10 protein-coding genes are annotated in these 15,600 nt (G+C 70.2%); 2 read left to right on the forward strand and 8 right to left on the reverse strand.

Annotated features, from left to right (window positions below):
• Together ACFU5F_RS25305 and ACFU5F_RS25310 are read left to right on the forward strand one after the other, a co-directional pair.
• On the forward strand, nt 1-1,687 hold a 1,687-nt coding region (locus ACFU5F_RS25305), incomplete at its 5' end, for an acyltransferase (protein ID WP_383891420.1).
• A 341-nt stretch (nt 1,688-2,028) separates the two neighbouring features.
• Nucleotides 2,029-2,967, forward strand: a complete 939-nt coding sequence (locus tag ACFU5F_RS25310) for an alpha/beta fold hydrolase (protein ID WP_383891422.1) — start codon at nt 2,029-2,031, stop codon at nt 2,965-2,967.
• Nucleotides 2,968-3,041: 74 nt separating this feature from the next.
• Here ACFU5F_RS25310 and fxsT read toward each other — a convergent pair whose 3' ends face one another.
• The 8 genes from fxsT to ACFU5F_RS25350 all read right to left on the reverse strand — a co-directional run bounded on the left by fxsT (nt 3,042) and on the right by ACFU5F_RS25350 (nt 15,298).
• A complete protein-coding gene (fxsT, locus tag ACFU5F_RS25315; protein ID WP_383891425.1) occupies nt 3,042-7,031 on the reverse strand; it encodes an FxSxx-COOH system tetratricopeptide repeat protein in 3,990 nt (1,329 codons plus the stop codon).
• Nucleotides 7,028-8,362, reverse strand: a complete 1,335-nt coding sequence (fsxC, locus tag ACFU5F_RS25320) for an FxsC protein (protein ID WP_383891427.1) — start codon at nt 8,360-8,362, stop codon at nt 7,028-7,030. Before fsxC ends, fxsT begins: the two co-directional genes overlap by 4 nt.
• Before the next feature lie 19 nt (nt 8,363-8,381).
• On the reverse strand, nt 8,382-8,969 hold the full coding sequence (locus tag ACFU5F_RS25325) for a TIR-like protein FxsC (RefSeq protein ID WP_383891430.1): 588 nt from the start codon (nt 8,967-8,969) through the stop codon (nt 8,382-8,384).
• A gap of 239 nt (nt 8,970-9,208) precedes the next feature.
• Nucleotides 9,209-11,653, reverse strand: coding sequence for an FxsB family cyclophane-forming radical SAM/SPASM peptide maturase (locus tag ACFU5F_RS25330; RefSeq protein WP_383891433.1), 2,445 nt, complete (start codon nt 11,651-11,653; stop codon nt 9,209-9,211).
• Nucleotides 11,654-11,686: 33 nt separating this feature from the next.
• Nucleotides 11,687-11,842 (reverse strand): FxSxx-COOH cyclophane-containing RiPP peptide, encoded by a 156-nt coding sequence (gene fxsA / locus ACFU5F_RS25335; protein WP_063649857.1) that lies wholly within the window; start codon nt 11,840-11,842, stop codon nt 11,687-11,689.
• A gap of 335 nt (nt 11,843-12,177) precedes the next feature.
• Complete coding sequence (locus ACFU5F_RS25340; protein ID WP_383891437.1) at nt 12,178-13,188, reverse strand: ATP-binding cassette domain-containing protein; 1,011 nt, start codon at nt 13,186-13,188, stop codon at nt 12,178-12,180.
• An 8-nt stretch (nt 13,189-13,196) separates the two neighbouring features.
• The gene (locus tag ACFU5F_RS25345) at nt 13,197-14,273 is read right to left on the reverse strand and encodes an ABC transporter permease (protein WP_383891441.1); all 1,077 of its coding nucleotides are present in this window, start codon (nt 14,271-14,273) and stop codon (nt 13,197-13,199) included.
• Nucleotides 14,274-14,278: 5 nt separating this feature from the next.
• Nucleotides 14,279-15,298, reverse strand: coding sequence for a sugar ABC transporter substrate-binding protein (locus ACFU5F_RS25350; protein ID WP_383891443.1), 1,020 nt, complete (start codon nt 15,296-15,298; stop codon nt 14,279-14,281).
• Nucleotides 15,299-15,600 lie beyond the last annotated feature (302 nt).

Consider the following 15,600-nt stretch of genomic DNA (forward strand, 5'->3'; position numbering starts at 1 on the left):
GACCACCGAGCAGCGAGCCGCGCAACGTGAACGGCAGCGGTCCCTCGGCGCCGCCAGCGAGGTGGGCGAGCGTTGCTACGTGGCCGGCTCGGCGGCGGTCTTCCCCGACCGGCTCCTCCTCGGCGCCGACTCGTACATCGCCGCCCACGCCTACGTCACCGGCGACCTCAGCACCGGCACGGACTGCACGCTGAACCCGTTCACCGTGGTCCGCGGCACCGTCCGTCTGGGCACCGGCGTACGCATCGGTGCCCACACCTCGCTCCTCGGCTTCAACCACTCGACCGCTCCCGACCAGCCGGTCTTCCGCCAGCCCCAGACCAGCCGGGGCGTCACCGTCGGCGACGACGTCTGGATCGGCTCCCATGTGGTGGTCGTCGACGGGGTCACCATCGGCGACCACTGCGTCATCGGTGCCGGGGCGGTGGTGACGAAGGACGTGCCCGCGTGGTCGGTGGCGGCAGGGAACCCGGCGCGGCGGATCCGGGACCGGCGGGACACGAAGGCCCTACCGGAGACGGAAGGCGGGCAGGAGACGAAGGGCCGGCAGGAGACCGGGGGCCGGCGGCGCCCCGTGGCGCGGGATGCAGGCAGCGGGGTCACCGACGACACACTGGCCCGGTTCGCCGACACCGCGCGCGCCCAGGCCGCCGGCATCCTCGCCCGCTGCTGGAACGGCGCCCATTACACCGACCGCCCCGGCGCCGCCCCCACCGTGCGGGCGCACTGCGACGCCGTGGAGATCGCCGACCTCCTCCTGGCCTCGGTGCCCGAACAGTTGGCCGAGGAGCAGCACATCGAGCGGCTGGCCTCGCTCCAGGACCCGCAGACCGGTCTGGTGCCCGAGTTCGGTGACCGGCCGCCGCGCCCGGACCCCGACGGCTTCGTCGGCGAGGGCCCGGCGCTCTACCACGTCCTGTCGGTGGGTTACGCACTGGATCTCCTGGGGGCGTCGTTCCCCCGACCGATCCAGGGCATAGAAGACATGACGGCCCAGCAACTCATGGACCGCTTGACCAAGTTGCCCTGGCGGGACCAGGCATGGGGAGCGGGCGCCTGGGTCGACTCCTGGGCCACCGCGGCCCATTGGAATCTCCGGCACCCGGACGCCACCGGCCTCACCCCGGGCACCCTCGAAGCACTCTTCGGGTGGCTCCTCACCCGGGCCGACCCCTGGACCGGTATGTGGGGCAGCCCCTCGACCGCCGACGGCCGTCTCCAGGTCGTCAACGGCTACTACCGGCTGACACGGGGTTCCTTCGCCCAGTACGGGGTACCCGTGCCGCATCCGGAGAGGGTCGTGGACGCGGTCCTGGACCACGCCCGCGACGTACGCCACTTCGGCGCGGGCCGCGAGAACGCCTGCAACGTCCTCGACGTAGCCCATCCGTTGTGGCTGTGCACACGGCAGTCGGGAGGTGCGGGCGCGGACGGCGACGGCTACCGCTCGGCCGAGGTCCGCGAGTGGGCCGAGCGACGACTCGCCGCGGTCCTGACCCGCTGGCAGGACGGCCGGGGGTTCGGTTTCGGAGCGGGCACGGCGGGGCCCGGCCCGGAGCCGGGGTTGCAGGGCACGGAGATGTGGCTGGCGATCGTCTGGCTGCTGGCGGACCTCCTGGGCCGCTCCGACATCCTGGGCTATCGGCCGCGCGGTGTGCACCGCCCCGAGCCGGCGCCGGGGGCGTGACACGCGCCACTTTCCGGAACGTCAGCGTCCGTCCTGCTCCGTACGAGGGATGTGTGTTCACCCAGGTGCCGGGCATCACGAAGGTGCGGAACGGGCGTCGGAAGCGCGATGAGGCGGGATATCCCATGGCTCACTCGGTCACCATGAATTCCATCCTCATCCGGCGACTCGTGCCCCGGTGCACTACCTTGGGGCGTGAACAGCCGAGTGGCCCACGTTTACCCAATTCTTGCCACATGAAGCCAGAACGGCTGAGCAGCTACTAGGAGCGGGGCCTCCCATGCGCAATGCTGGGAGGTCCCGCGCTTCACTCCACAGCCGCTGGCACGGGAGGGCATCGGGTGGTCAAGACAGTGAAGACGCCGTCCGGCGGACGGACGATCGCCTACGAGACCTGGGGCGATCCGGACGCACACCCGGTGTTTCTGCTGCACGGAACTCCCGGAAGCCGACTCGGGCCCCGGCTGCGCACCTTCGACCTCCACAAGCTCGGTGTACGGCTCATCGCCTACGACCGGCCGGGGTACGGCGGCTCCGACCGCCATCGCAGACGCACGGTGGTCGACGCCGCCGTGGACGTCAGTACCATCGCCGAGGACCTGGACCTCAAGAAGTACTCCGTGGTGGGCAGGTCGGGAGGCGCGCCGCACGCCCTGGCCTGCGCGGCCCGGAACATCGGCAGCCAGGTGGCGAGCGTCGCGGCGCTGGTCTCGCTCGCCCCGCCCGAGGCCGACGGCGACGGACTCGACTGGCACAAGGAGATGTCCGAGTCCAATGTGTCGACCTACGACCTGCTCGACCGCCACGCCCCCGACGTGACCGAACTGGGGGCACTGCTGGCCCGTAACGCCGAGACCATCCGCCGCGATCCGACCGTGTTCCTCGCGTCCCTGCGGGAGGAGATGCCGAGCGCCGACCGGGTGATCGTCGAGGACGCCGGAATCCGCCAGCACCTCCTGCGGAACTATCTGTCGGCGGTGGGCCGGGCGGAGCAGGGCGAGGAGGAGTCGGTCGATCCGCGCGCGCCGATGGGCTGGGTGGACGACCTGGTCGCCTTCCGGACACACTGGGGGTTCGAACTCAAGGAGATCGACGGTGCGGTGCCCGTGATGCTGTGGCACGGCGAGCGCGACGTGTTCGCCCCTGTCGCCCACTTCCACTGGCTGGCCAAGCGGATCCCCTCGGCCAAGGCCGTACTGCAGCCGTCCGTCGCCCACTTCGCGGCGCTCCCGGCCCTTCCCCAGGTGCTCGCCTGGGCCCGGGACACCGCAGGGCGCTGAGCCGGCACCCCCGCGCGCGAGGTGCGCGGCCGCCGCCGACACCGGCACCGGCCGCGCGCAGGGGCCCGTCGTGCTCAGATCGGGTGCGGCTCCAGGTCGAGGCAGCTGAGCTTCCACTCCTGGAGGGCCACCACACGGGGGTGTTCCCGGCCGATGCGCTTGCTCAGCGCGGCCAGGGTGTCATGGTGCTTGGTGCGGGCCGCGTCGGCCCGGCCCAGGTGGCTGAGGACGACGGCCAGGTTCCCGGCGCAGGTCAGCGTCGACGGGTGGGTGGGACCGAGCACCTCCTTGAGCAGTTCGTAGGCGTCGTGGCTGGTCCTCCTGGCCTCGTCCCACTTGCCGAGCGCGGCCTCCGCCACGGCGAGGTTCGCGCGGCAGATGAGCACATAGGGATGGTGGTCGCCGTTGAGTTCGCAGAACGTCCCCTGCGCCCAGACCAGCAACTCATAGGCCCTCTCCGCCGCTTCGGGGCGGATGGTGGCGATGTCGTCCAGCAGGAGGACGGCGTAGTTGACCGAGCAGGCCACCGTCTGGGAGTGGCCGTCCCCCAGGTTGTTGCGCAGGTCGTCGAGGACTCTGCGAATGAGGGTCAGCGCTTCCTCGACGCGGCCCTGCGCGGCCATGTCGCCCGCCAGGCTCATCTCCAGCAGCGAGCGTTCGGAGGACGATCCCTTCTCCCCCTCGGGGGTGCTCCTCAGCACATGGCGGACGAGTTCCTCGGCCTCCACCGGCTGGCCCGCGCGGCGCAGTGAACCGGCCAGGCCCTTGGCCGTGTTGAGCACGGTCGGCGAGCCCTGGGTGAGGCGCGGGTTGCGCAGACAGCGTTCGTAGGCGCGCTTCAGCAGGGTGACGGACTCCTCGTAGTCCCCGCAGTCACGCAGGTCGCGACCGAGGTTGACCGCCGACTCGATGGTGAGGGGATGGTCATGGAGCTGGATCGCCTCCCGCAGTTCCAGTGTCCTGCGGTCCAGTTCGCGCGCCTTGTAGTAGTCGCCGGACAGGCGCAGGGCGACCGCGAGGTTGTTGGCCGCGCTGAGGGTGCGCGCATGGTCCTCGCCGTAGATCAGCTCGTATCTCTGGTACGTCTCCTTGTCGTAGCGCAGTGCCTCCGTCAGGCGGCCCAGACCGCGCAGGTCGGCGGCGATGCTGCTGGTGGTCATGAGGATGTGCTGGTCGTCCTTGTCGCCGAGCACGGCGAGCTGTCGCGCCAGGATCTCCTGGTCCAGGGAGAGCGACTCCTCGTATCTGCCCTGGGCGCGCAGGATGTTGGCGATCTGGAAGCGCATGTGGAGCGTCCAGCGTTCGTCCGGCGGGCCCAGTGCGGTCCAGGCGTCCACCCGGCGCACGCTGTAGTCCATGGCCTGGGTCAGCTCACCCCGGCGGCGCAGCTGGCGGACGCGGTCGACGAAGAGTTCCCTGATGCCCTCGTCGGAGGACGTCTCGGCCCAGGGGGTGCCGAGGTGCGGCCAGATGATGCGGTACTTCTCCCAGGTGTTGGGGTTCTCGGGGTCGTCCCCGTTGGGCCGGGCGGCGATCAGCGAGCGGTAGACCACCTCGCGGGCGTCCGCGCGCTCCGCCTCGGTCATCTCCTCGCGCATGGCGATCTGCATCATGCGGTGCACCGTCAGGCTCCGGGCCTTGCGGTCGACCGTGACCAGGGAGAAACGGCTCAGCTCCTTGTAGGCGCGGGAGACCGTACGTGCTCCGCCCAGGGCCCGGGAGACCTCGAAGCCCTCCAGCAGGTCCATGGAGATCGGCTCGGGGCTGTAGTAGGAACAGATCTGCAGGAGCTGCACCGCCGGCGGGAAGTTCTCCTTGAGGTGCTTGAGAGCGAACTCCCAGGTGTTGGTGCTGGACTTGACGACCTCGCCGACCGTGTTGTCGGCGGGGGCTCCGGTGGCCTGGGGCTGGAGCTGCTTGATGTAGCCCCGGACGTCGACCCGGGTCTGCTCGATGTAGGCCGCGGCGCGTTCGATGGCGATCGGCAGGTCGCCCAGGGCCTCCGCGATCTGGTCGGCCTCCGTCCAGCCGCAGTCGGGCAGGCGGCTGTGCAGGTGGGCGATGCTCTCGTCCCGCTCGAACACGGGGACGTCGACGGTGTCGACGAACCTGCCCCAGCCCTCCGAGCGCTGACTGGTGATCAGCACATGGCCGCCCCGGCCGTCCATCATGAACTCGGGGAGATAGTCGGCCTCGGTCACGTTGTCCAGGATGACCAGCCAACTGCCGTACGGCTCACCGTGGTTGAGCGCCTCGTACACGGTCTTCGCGGTGTCCGTCGGGTTCGTCCGCTCCGACAGCCCCAGCGGCGCGGCCATCCGCGCGTACTCCTCGACGGCCGGGATCGTCTGCTCGGCCTGGATGTGCCAGATGACGTCGTAGTCGCTCCGGTAGCGATAGGCGAACTCCTGCGCCAGCAGGGTCTTTCCCACGCCGCCCATGCCCTTGAGGACCAGGGCTCTGGTGTCCTCCCGCCACAGCTTCGCCCGGATGCCCTCCAGCAGTTCGGTGCGGCCGGTGAAGGAGGAGGTCCGCAGCGGGACCGAGAAGATCGGCGGCTCCGCGCCGGGGAAGCGGGGCAGCTTCTGCTCCGCGCCGGTGAAGTGATTGCGCGTCAGCGCCTCCGCCGACCGGCCGAAGCTGCTCAGCAACGCCTCGCGGCCGGCCTCCCCGGTGTCGCAGCGGGTCATGTCGGCGAGCTGCTCCGTGAAGGGGGCGTCCAGCGACAGCTTGCGGTCGACCTGCATCGAGACCAGTTGGTGGGAGCGCCGGTCGCCCTCGGCGTAGACCGCCTCCCAGGTGGTGCGGAAGCGGGACGATCTCAGGTACGCCTCGGAGAAGATGACCAGGGTGTGCGAGGCCGACTCGACGCCGCGCTCGATCTCGTCCCTGCGCTGCGCGCTCTCGACCGTGCCCTCCTGGGCCAGGTGCACCTTGAAACCGGCCTGCTCCAGGACCGCGCCCGCCCAGTGGGCCCAACTGCGGTCCTGGGGAACGAAGCTGACGTAGACGTCGGAGATGCGCGGCGGACGGTGGCGGGTGTACCGCTCCAGGGTCTTGCGGCGCAGCGGCTCGTCGATGCGCGGCATGGAGGCGACCTGCCCCTCGGTGATGACCTCGGTGAGCCGCTCGTAGGCGGCGAGCAGGCTCTTGGGGTCCCCGGGCTGTTCACGGAAGGGGGCCAGTGTCTCCTCGTAGGAGTAGATGGGCCGGTAGGGGATCTCCACGCTCCCCCAGTAGTCCTCCGGGTCCTGGTGCGGGATGTGCTTGCGCACGACCCGGTCGAAGCGGTACGCGATCTGCCCGCGGGCGGCGTCCAGCCGGTCGGCCTCGGCGTTCTCGACGCGCATGGGGACCGGCAGGATACGGATGTCGCGGTTGCCGTACATCCCGTCGATGCGCTCGGCGACGCCGGCCGCGCCCTCGATGCTTTGGCTGCTCGGGGTGAAGCAGGTGACCAGGGTGTGGGGCAGGTTGACGGTGCAGATGTCGGAGATGTCGTTGAGCCCGGTGCGGCTGTCGATGAGGACGTAGTCGAAGTTGCCGACGAACTCGCGCTTGAGCGCCTCCAGGAACCTGGTGGCCAGCGGCCCGTCCATGAAGGGCTTCCAGTCGAACTGCGAGAACGCCGACAGATAGCCCTTGTTCTTCGTCCCGGCCGGGAGGTAGTAGAGCTGGCCGCCCTCGGGGAAGTCCCAGTCGACCTGGATGAGGCAGCTGTTGAGGGGGATGCCGTCGGCCGCCCACATGTCGACGGAGATCGACGATTCGGAATCCAGTTCGCCCGGGCGTTTCTGCTCCGCGACCGCGGAGGACTGGAGCATGGACTGGGTGGAGCGGCTGACCAGTTCGAGCACGCCGGGCGTGGAACGCAGCTGGTTCTCGCTGAGGAAGGGGTGCAGGAAGCGGTCCAGGCCGGGAGCGTCGAGGTCCCAGTCGACGACCAGGACCGCCTTGCCCGCGGAGGCCAGGATCCAGGCCGTGTTGGCGAGCGCCATCGTCCGTCCCGTACCGCCCTTGTACGAGTAGAACGTGATGATCCTGCCCGCGTCGTCGCCGGTCATGGCCTGCCCTCCACGCGACGTCCGTCGCTCGGTGCCCCGTCGTCCCTGCCGGCGTCGGGCCGTCGGGGCAGGTCCGCACCGGATTCCGGAACATCCCGGGCGTCAACGGCGCTCCGGGACAATTGCGAATGAATGTACCGTAGATACCGGATCTTGGTCGCCTCGGCCAGCTCGCTGAACCAGCGGGTGAAGACATCCGCCCCGCCCAGGCCGCGTACCGCCTCCTGCTCCCCCGTCCGCCCCTCGCTGAGGAAGCGGGGGAAGTGGGAGAGCAGCAGTCCGCGCAGCCGGTCGGACTGTTCCTTGGTCTGCAGGTCGTCGCCCGCCAGAGTACTCAGCACGCCCGTCCAGGGACGGCGGGCCCTGTCGAACTCCCTTGCCTGGGACGCCATTTGAGGATCCTCCAGAGCCCATGGGTCCACCACCAGGATCCAGGGCGCCGTCGGGATCTCCGTGCTCCTCAGCTCCGCCTGGTGCTTGTGGAAGGGATGCACGGTGGGCTCGAAGCCGAGGTTGCGGGCCAGGGCCTCCATCTGCTCGACCAGCGGTCCCACCGCCGGCCCGTAGGGCCGCCAGTCGTCGACGCGGGGGCCGTAGCGTGTGTTGTCACGGCCGACCGGTAACTGCTCCTCGGTCGGGGCGAGCACGGTGATGTGCAGCGGGGAGGCGAAGGGCGGATCGGCGAAGGCGTCGTCCAGCCCGGCCAGGGTGGCCGGTTCGGCCGTCCGCCCCCCACCGGAGTGCGCCGGGGGCTGCCGGGGCACCGTGGCCGCCTCGGCGACGATGCGCCGGGCGAGCCAGTCGGTGAGCTGGGCGACCTGGGCGGAGAACTGCGCCGCCATGTGCTCGTCGTCCGGGTCCGGTCGTTCGGTCAGGTCGAGCACCTGGTCGAGCAGGCGGTGCAGCCCCATGGAGGCGTAGTTCTCGGCGGTCTCGCCGAAGCCCTCCGGGACCTCGGGGTACTGCTGCTTCGCCTTGATCGTCGCCGGGAAGGACGTGGGTGAGTACCGTGTCCACAGCACTGGGACGATGCTCGGCCGCGCCCCCCGGCCAGTCCCCTGGGTGACGGCGGTCCACTGACGCCCGCACTGCGGATTGCTGAAGTACCGCTGCGAGTACAGCGGAACGAAGACCTGGCAGCCGAGCAGGGCCTCGATCGTCTTCTCCCCAGGCGCGCCGGGCCGCTCGACGTAACCGGCCTCCTCCACCCCACGCAGATTCGCGTGGCGAGCCACTCTCTCGCACAGTTCGTCGAAGAACTGGAAGACCAGCCGGTTGGGGTCCTGCGAGATGTCCCGGTGTTGGGGAGCAGGAACACGCGCATAGCTCATGAAGAACATCGGCATCCCGCTATTCCCCCTCGAAGACGTTCCGGAGGTCACTGAACAGCTCCACGTCGCACGGTTCAAGGCTGGTCTGCTGGGCCACTTTGACGATCATCTGGGCGAGCGCCCATACGGAGCTGCGGTACTTGGCGTGGCGGCCCGCCTGCTTCAGCCCGTAGAGGCCGGACTGCAGGTAATCCTTACCCAGATCGGGATGGGCGTACTGCACCTTGGCCGCGACGGTCGGCAGCGTCAGATGCTGCTCGCCCACCCACAGGACGGGGATGATCGCGTTGCCCGTGTAGGGCCGGGTACGGAGCTGCTGGCGCCGCGCGAAGGCGTCCCATTCCTTGCCGCACCATTCCCGCCTGAAGTAGCGGCTGTTGTAGATCGGCACGAAGACCCGGCAGGTGGCCAGGGCCTGTTTGAGCCGTCCCTCCCAGTCGTCCCCGGGGTGCATTCTCTTGTCCAGGAATCCCGGCAGCTCCTGACCGTCATGGTCGGTCAGCTGCATGATGTCGCTGCATAACTGCACGTGGAACTGTTCCAGCGCCACGTCCGACGCGTCTTTCCTGACCCGCATCCCCGCCAGCGGTGTCCGTGCGTAGCTCATGAAGAACACGTACGGATCGGAGGAATCCGCCGACCGAGTCGCCTGAGATACCGCCTGAACCATGGACTCGCCTTTCCCCTCCCCCGTAAGCCCACCGCGGGCCCCTCCCAGGCCCCGGACATCGCAGCCGGATCTCCTCCAAGGATCCATTGGAACGCGAGAACCACTGCCGGTGCCAGGGGTCGGGCCGGAGCAAGTTGTACCGGACACGGGTGCGAGGAGCGGGAGTTGGCTGACCATTACACCGCGATCGGGCCCGTTTCGGCCACTCCGCCCAGTGTTTCGGCCTCACCTCTCAGTCCGCGTACGAAACGGTGGCCCAGGGCGGTCAGCGAGCCGGTTCCGGCCACGGTGTCGAGCGCGTCCAGCACGGCCGTACGCCATCTGTCCGCCTCCGCGCGGGAGCGTTCGTACAGGGTGGCGCCCACGCCGGTCGCGCCGCGGCGGAGCCTGATCCGCCACACGTCGGCGACGGCGAGATGGGCGTAGGCCCCCTGGACGATGGCGTCGAGGGGTCTGGCGTCGGGCCGCCACAGCACGCGGTAGCGGCGCTCGTCGGCGCCGTCGAGCAGGTCGAACATGTCGAGCATCGCGCCCAGTTTGACGTGCTGGTACTCGTGGACCAGCAACAGGGCCAGGTCTTCGGCCGAGCGGGGCAGCGCGATGCCGACGGCCCCGAAGGCGTGCCGCGAGGTGGCGCTGACGTCGTCGCCGGACGGGGCGGGCGTGAGCGGGGTGACCGTGGTGAGTCCGGCGGCGATGCCCTGCGCGTAGTCGGCGTACTCGGTCCGGATCAGCTCCCATGCCTCGCCGAACATCGTCTCCCAGCGCCGGAACTCGGCCTCGGGCAGCCGGGGGCGGGGCGCGTAGCCGTAGCAGTCGCGGGAGGGGTCCAGGTCGTCCAGGGCCACGTCCAGTCCGTCCGCGGACAGATGGCGCAGCGGCTGCCAGATCATGCCGTCGGGGGGCCGCTCCCGGCCCAGGACGCGTCCCTCGACGGTGAGGGCGGTGTCGGCCGCCGTCACCGTGACCGTGCGGGAGGGGTGGTCGCGGCCGTCGCCGCGCAGCAACAGCCGTCCGATGCCGGGCAGATGGATCGCCGGGCCCTCGGAGCCGTGCCGCAGCGGGACGTCCAGGGTGAGCCGGCCCCCGGTGCGCGCGACGGCCGACAGGGCGGCCTCCGCCGGATGGCCCTCGGCTCGCCGTCGTACCGACTGGCCGCAGGCGAGGGCCCATACGCGCAGGTACGGGTCGGCGAGCAGCACGTCCAGTGCGGCGGCGGGCAGGGCGAGGACCGCGTCCCAGCCGGGTGCCGCATCCGCCGGGCCACCGGGCTCCGTGCCGTGCCCCGGGACCGGCGCCGGGCTGCCCGGTCCCGGGTGGGCCGGTCCCTGGGTGCCCGGTCCCTGGGTGTCCGCGCGGCGGGCGGCCGCCAGCAGGGCCCGCCGCTGGCTGTTCTGGGCCGCTGCCAGCGACCGGACCGCCGCCGTGCTGCCGTGCCCGGCGGCCAGTTCGTCGAAGTGGACCCAGGACAGACCGTGCCAGCCGTGCCGGACGTCGGCGTCGTCGCGTTCCGCGCCCTGGACGTACTCGATGATCCTCAGCAGGTCGGCGCAGTAGACGGAGGGGTTGTCGAAGCCGTTGGACCTGCGGTGGCGGTGCCCGTAGAGGCCACCGCCGCAGACCGTCACGACGGGACAGGCACGGCACTGCGCGCTGAGGCCGTCCAGGCCGGCGCGGCGGGCCTGGATGCCCCGGTGCGCTGCCGCCTCCTCCAGACGGTGGGTGTCGATGTGCATCCCGGTCTCGGGGGCGCCCGGATAGGCCGTCTTCAACCAGTCGGCCTGCTCCACGGCGCCGTCGGTCTCCACCACGAGCAGGTCCGAACTGCCCAGCCCCAGCGCCTCGGTGAGGCTGCCGCGACCCCGGCTCAGCCGGCTGATCGACTCGAACATCCGGATCCGCATCGGCATGCCGTCCGCGGTCCACTGCTTGTGCACGGCGATCAGCCAGTGGGCGTACTCGGTGCCGGTCTCCCCGCCGGGGCGGGGCGGCGGATACTCCCAGGTGGCGTGTGGCAGGAGGAAGTCGACGGCGGGCGGGTCGAGTTCGGCCAGTGCCCGGTACACCTCCACCGGGTCGTTCTCGACGTCGATCGTGCACAGCAGCCCGCCGAAGGCGGAGCGGTGGGCCGGCGCGCCCAGCAGGCGCACCGCGCGCACCACGTCGTGGTACGAGCCGGAGCCGTCCCGTCTGACGCGGTGCCGGTCGTTCGACGCCCGGTCCCCGTCGAGCGAGACGCTGGTGACGACGGACTCCTCGACGAGCATCGCGCAGAACGCGTCGTCCAGCAGGAGTCCGTTGGTCTGCATCCGCAGATCGAGCGCGGCCACGCCGTCGAGGGCCGAGCGCAGTGCGCGGGCGTGGCCGCGCAGCCGTTCCCGTCCGGCGAGCAGCGGTTCTCCGCCGTGCAGGACGACATGGACGCGGGGGAGCCGGTGGGCGGCGGCGTGCTCGGCGATCCGCTCGGCCGTACGACGGAACGTCTCCTCGGACATCGCCCCCGGACGTCGCCGCCAGCTCTGGTCGGCGTGCTGGTAGACGTAGCAGTGGTCACAGGCCAGATCGCACCGGCTGTGCACCTTGATCACGAACTGGCGGAAGGGCCGCGCCGCCCCCGTCACCGGTACGGTTCCCCGTCGTTCCGGCCGGGCCGGTCAGAGCGACGACTGGAAGGCGGCCACCGGCTCTCCGCCACCTGCGAGCGTCCTTGCCATGGCCGACTCCTGAGCGGACTCCGGCACCTCGTCCAGTGAGGTGTCGTGCAAGTCCCTGACGACGCTCGTGGCGAAGGGCTGCTCGTACCTGTCCATAGGCGTCTCCTCGAGCGTACGGCTCCGGGCGGCACACCTCATGGTGACGGCCCGGTAACCGAACAGCAAGGCGATCGCCAGCCAAGTCGTGAACCGGGCGGACGGCGCCCCGGCCTCGGCCGCGGCGCCGGAACGCCGGTCCGGGGCTGGTGAACCGCGGTGACCGGCAGGGGACTTCGTCTCCCGGACCGCCGTCGGCGCACGGCCGCGGTCGGCAGGACGCCTCTCCCGGGCGCCCTGCGGGTGACGGGGCACCCATGGGTTCCGGAGAGCCGTCCTGACGACCGCGGCCGTGTCACCGGCGCGACCGCTCGCGGGGAGCGGCGGCCGGGGTGTTACGCGGCCCCGTCCTTCGAGGCGGCCGCGGGTGCGGTGAGTTCCTCCGCTTCGGGGAGTTCCTCGACGTCGACACCGCGCACCTGGGCCAGTTCGTGCTTGAGGGCGGCGAGTTCGGTGCCGCCGGCCATGTGGTTGGTGAGTTCGTCGAGGCTGACCCGGTCGCGGGCGGCGCTCAGTTCGAGGGTGCCCAGGCGCAGGACGCTGAAGTGGTCGCCGACCATGTAGGCGTGGTGGGGGTTGTGGGTGATGAAGATGACGCCGAGGCCGCGGTCGCGGGCGGCGGCGATGTACTTCAGCACCACGCCGGACTGCTTGACGCCGAGGGCGGCGGTGGGCTCGTCCAGGATGAGGACCCGGGCGCCGAAATAGACGGCGCGGGCGATGGCGACGCACTGGCGCTGGCCGCCGGACAGGGTGCCGATGGGCTGGTCGAGGTCGTCCAGGACGATGCCCATGTTCCGCAGTTCCTCGTCCGCGGTCTTCTTCATCCGCTCGATGTCGAGGCGGCGCACGGGCCAGGGGCCCTTGGTCATCTCGGAGCCGAGGAAGAAGTTGCGCCAGACCGGCATCAGGGGCACGGTGGCCAGGTCCTGGTAGACGGTGGCGATGCCCGCGTCCAGGGCCTCGCGCGGGGTGGTGAACCGCACCGGCTTCCCGTCGACGAGGACTTCGCCCTCGGTGTGCTGGTGCAGGCCGGAGATGATCTTGATCAGGGTGGACTTGCCGGCGCCGTTGTCGCCCAGGACACAGGTGACACGGCCGGGGTGGACGGCGAGGTTCACGCCGTGCAGGGCGCGGATGTTGCCGTAGGACTTGCCCGCCTCGCGCAGCTCGACGACCGGGGCGTCCGAGCCGGGCGCCGCGTCCCGCGCGGCACCGTGCGCGGTGTCCTTCCCGGCGCTGTTCACGGTGTCCTTCGCGGCGCCGCTCGTAGCGCCGTTCGGGGCGCTGTCCGGGGCGTCGTTCGCGGCCGCACCGTCGGCCGCTGATCCGTTGGGGTCGGTCATGGGGTGGTTCACCTCCGGGTCGCCTGGCTGCGGACCCACAAGTTGACGAGGGCGGCGATCAGGAGCATCACGCCGAGGAAGGCCTTGAACCAGTCGGGGTTCCAGTTGGCGTAGACGATGCCCTGCGAGACCATGCCGAAGATGAAGGCACCGATCACCGGGCCGACCGCCGAGCCGTAACCGCCGGTCAGCAGACAGCCGCCGATCACCGCGGCGATGATGTACAGGAACTCGTTGCCCACGCCCTCACCGGACTGCACGGTGTTGAACGAGAACAGCAGGTGCATGCCCACGAACCACGCGCCCGCGCCGACCCCCATGAACAGGGCGACCTTGGTGAAGTTCACGGGCACGCCGACGGCCCGCGCACTGTCCTTGTTCCCGCCGACAGCGAAGATCCAGTTGCCGAACCTCGTGCGCAGCAGCAGCCACGTCGCGATCGCCGCGAACGCCAGCCAGTAGAAGACCGTGACCTTGACGTCCACGCCGCCGATGCCGACCTCGGAGGCGAAGACGCTCTTGGCCTGGTCGAAGCCGTCCATGTCGCTGATGGAGTCGCTGGCGACGTTGCCGGTGAAGATCTTCGTCACCGCCAGGTTCGAGCCCTGAAGGATCAGGAACGAGCCCAGCGTGACGAGGAAGCTGGGCAGACCGGTTCTGATCAGCAGCCAGCCGTTGAACGCCCCCACGGCCAGCGACACGATCAGCGCGACGAACACGCCCGTCCACACGTTCACCGTGAGCTGGAAACTCAGGATCGCGGCGGTCAGGGCGGAGGTGGTGACCGCGACACCGGCGGACAGGTCGAACTCGCCGCCGATCATCAGCAGGGCCACCGGGATCGCCATGATGCCCATGACGGAGGCCTGGTAGAGCACGGTCGCCAGCGAACCGGCCTCCCGGAAGGACGGGGCCACCGAGAAGAAGAAGACGTACACCCCGATCGCGGCGATCAGCGCCCCGACCTCAGGGCGGGCCAGCAGCCTGCGCCCGAGCGAACGCTGCGCGGTGCGCCCGTCCTTCTGGGTGCCGGCCGGCGGAGCCGGCGGCGAGGAACTCGCCGCCGGAGCCGTTGCTTGGGTCATTCAGATCACCGGGTGCCCTTCGCGGCGAACTTGGCGATCGTGTCGACGTTCTTCTGGTCGACGAACGCGGGGCCGGTCAGCACCGCCTGCTCGCCACCGCCGCTGTAGTTGCCGTTGTTCTTGTAGAGCCACAGCGAGTCCACGGCCAGGTAGCCCTGCAGGTACGGCTGCTGGTCCACCGCGAACTGGATGTCACCGCTCTTGATGGCGTCCGTCAGCTCCTTGTTCAGGTCGAAGGTGGCGATCTTCGCCTTGCTGCCGGCGTCCGCGACCGACTGGACCGCGGTCAGGGCGTAGGGGGCACCGAGGGCGACCACGTAGTCGATGGCGGTGTCCTGCTTGAGCTTGGCGGTGATGGTCGACTTCACGGACGGCATGTCGGTGCCCGTGACGTTGAGGATCTCGGTGTCGCCCTCGAAGGTCTTCTTCACACCGGCGCAGCGCTGCTCCAGGCCGACGTTGCCCTGCTCCTGCACGACACAGACGGCCTTCTTCGCACCGACGTCGTTCAGCCGCTTGCCGAACGCCTCGCCCGCCACGCTCTCGTCCTGCCCGAAGAAGGACATCAGACCGAGGTTCTGCCAGTCGCTCAGACCGGAGTTGAGGCCGACGACGGGGATGCCCGCCTTGGTCGCCTTGGCCACGACGTCCTTCATCGCGTCGGGCTTGGCGAGGGTGATGGCGATGCCGTCGACCTTCTGGTCGATCGCGTTCTGCACGAGGTTGGCCTGGGTGCCGGCGTTCGGGTCCGCCGAGTAGATCAGCTCGATGTTGTCCTTGGCGGCCGCCGCCTGCGCGCCCTTGCGGACGATGTCCCAGAAGGTGTCGCCGGGGGCCTGGTGGGTGACCAGCGCGACCTTCATCCGGGGGGTGTTCGCCTTGCCCGCGGAGGCGTCCGCCCCGCCCTCCTCGGACTTCTTGCCGCCGGAACCGCTGGAGCAGCCGGCTATCAGCAGCGCGGACGCGGCGGCCATGGCGAAGAAGGGGGCCACTCTGCGTGAGCGGGAGTGAAACGTGCGGTCCATCTTTCCTGCACCTCACTGTGCGACGGGGGGAAAGGGATCGGGACAGCGTCGGGCGGAGCGCCCGCGCGGGCCCGGACTCGGAAAGTCCGGATCATTGTGCCGGTAGGCCGACTGCGCTGATTCGTTGGGACGGGATACAAACCCCTGGCGGACCCCCCTGTCAAGGCTTTGTTAAGACATTATTTCAGGAGCAAGTCAGGATGTCAGTACAAAGCCTTGACAGGGGGTCGTTCCGGGTCCTACACCTGGGATACATCCGGACCCGAGCGCGCGCATCCCCGGGCGCCGCGGGCCTCCGGAGG

The organism is Streptomyces sp. NPDC057438, assembly GCF_042802995.1.
Classification (GTDB): domain Bacteria; phylum Actinomycetota; class Actinomycetes; order Streptomycetales; family Streptomycetaceae; genus Streptomyces.

Coding starts and splice junctions, on each gene's coding strand:
- fsxC (WP_383891427.1), bottom strand. CDS start 8,362: ATGAGCTATGCGCGTGTTCCTGCTCCCCAACACCGGGACATCTCGCAG.
- fxsT (WP_383891425.1), bottom strand. CDS start 7,031: ATGACCGGCGACGACGCGGGCAGGATCATCACGTTCTACTCGTACAAG.
- ACFU5F_RS25345 (WP_383891441.1), bottom strand. CDS start 14,273: ATGACCCAAGCAACGGCTCCGGCGGCGAGTTCCTCGCCGCCGGCTCCG.
- fxsA (WP_063649857.1), bottom strand. CDS start 11,842: ATGGACAGGTACGAGCAGCCCTTCGCCACGAGCGTCGTCAGGGACTTG.
- ACFU5F_RS25350 (WP_383891443.1), bottom strand. CDS start 15,298: ATGGACCGCACGTTTCACTCCCGCTCACGCAGAGTGGCCCCCTTCTTC.
- ACFU5F_RS25340 (WP_383891437.1), bottom strand. CDS start 13,188: ATGACCGACCCCAACGGATCAGCGGCCGACGGTGCGGCCGCGAACGAC.
- ACFU5F_RS25325 (WP_383891430.1), bottom strand. CDS start 8,969: ATGAGCTACGCACGGACACCGCTGGCGGGGATGCGGGTCAGGAAAGAC.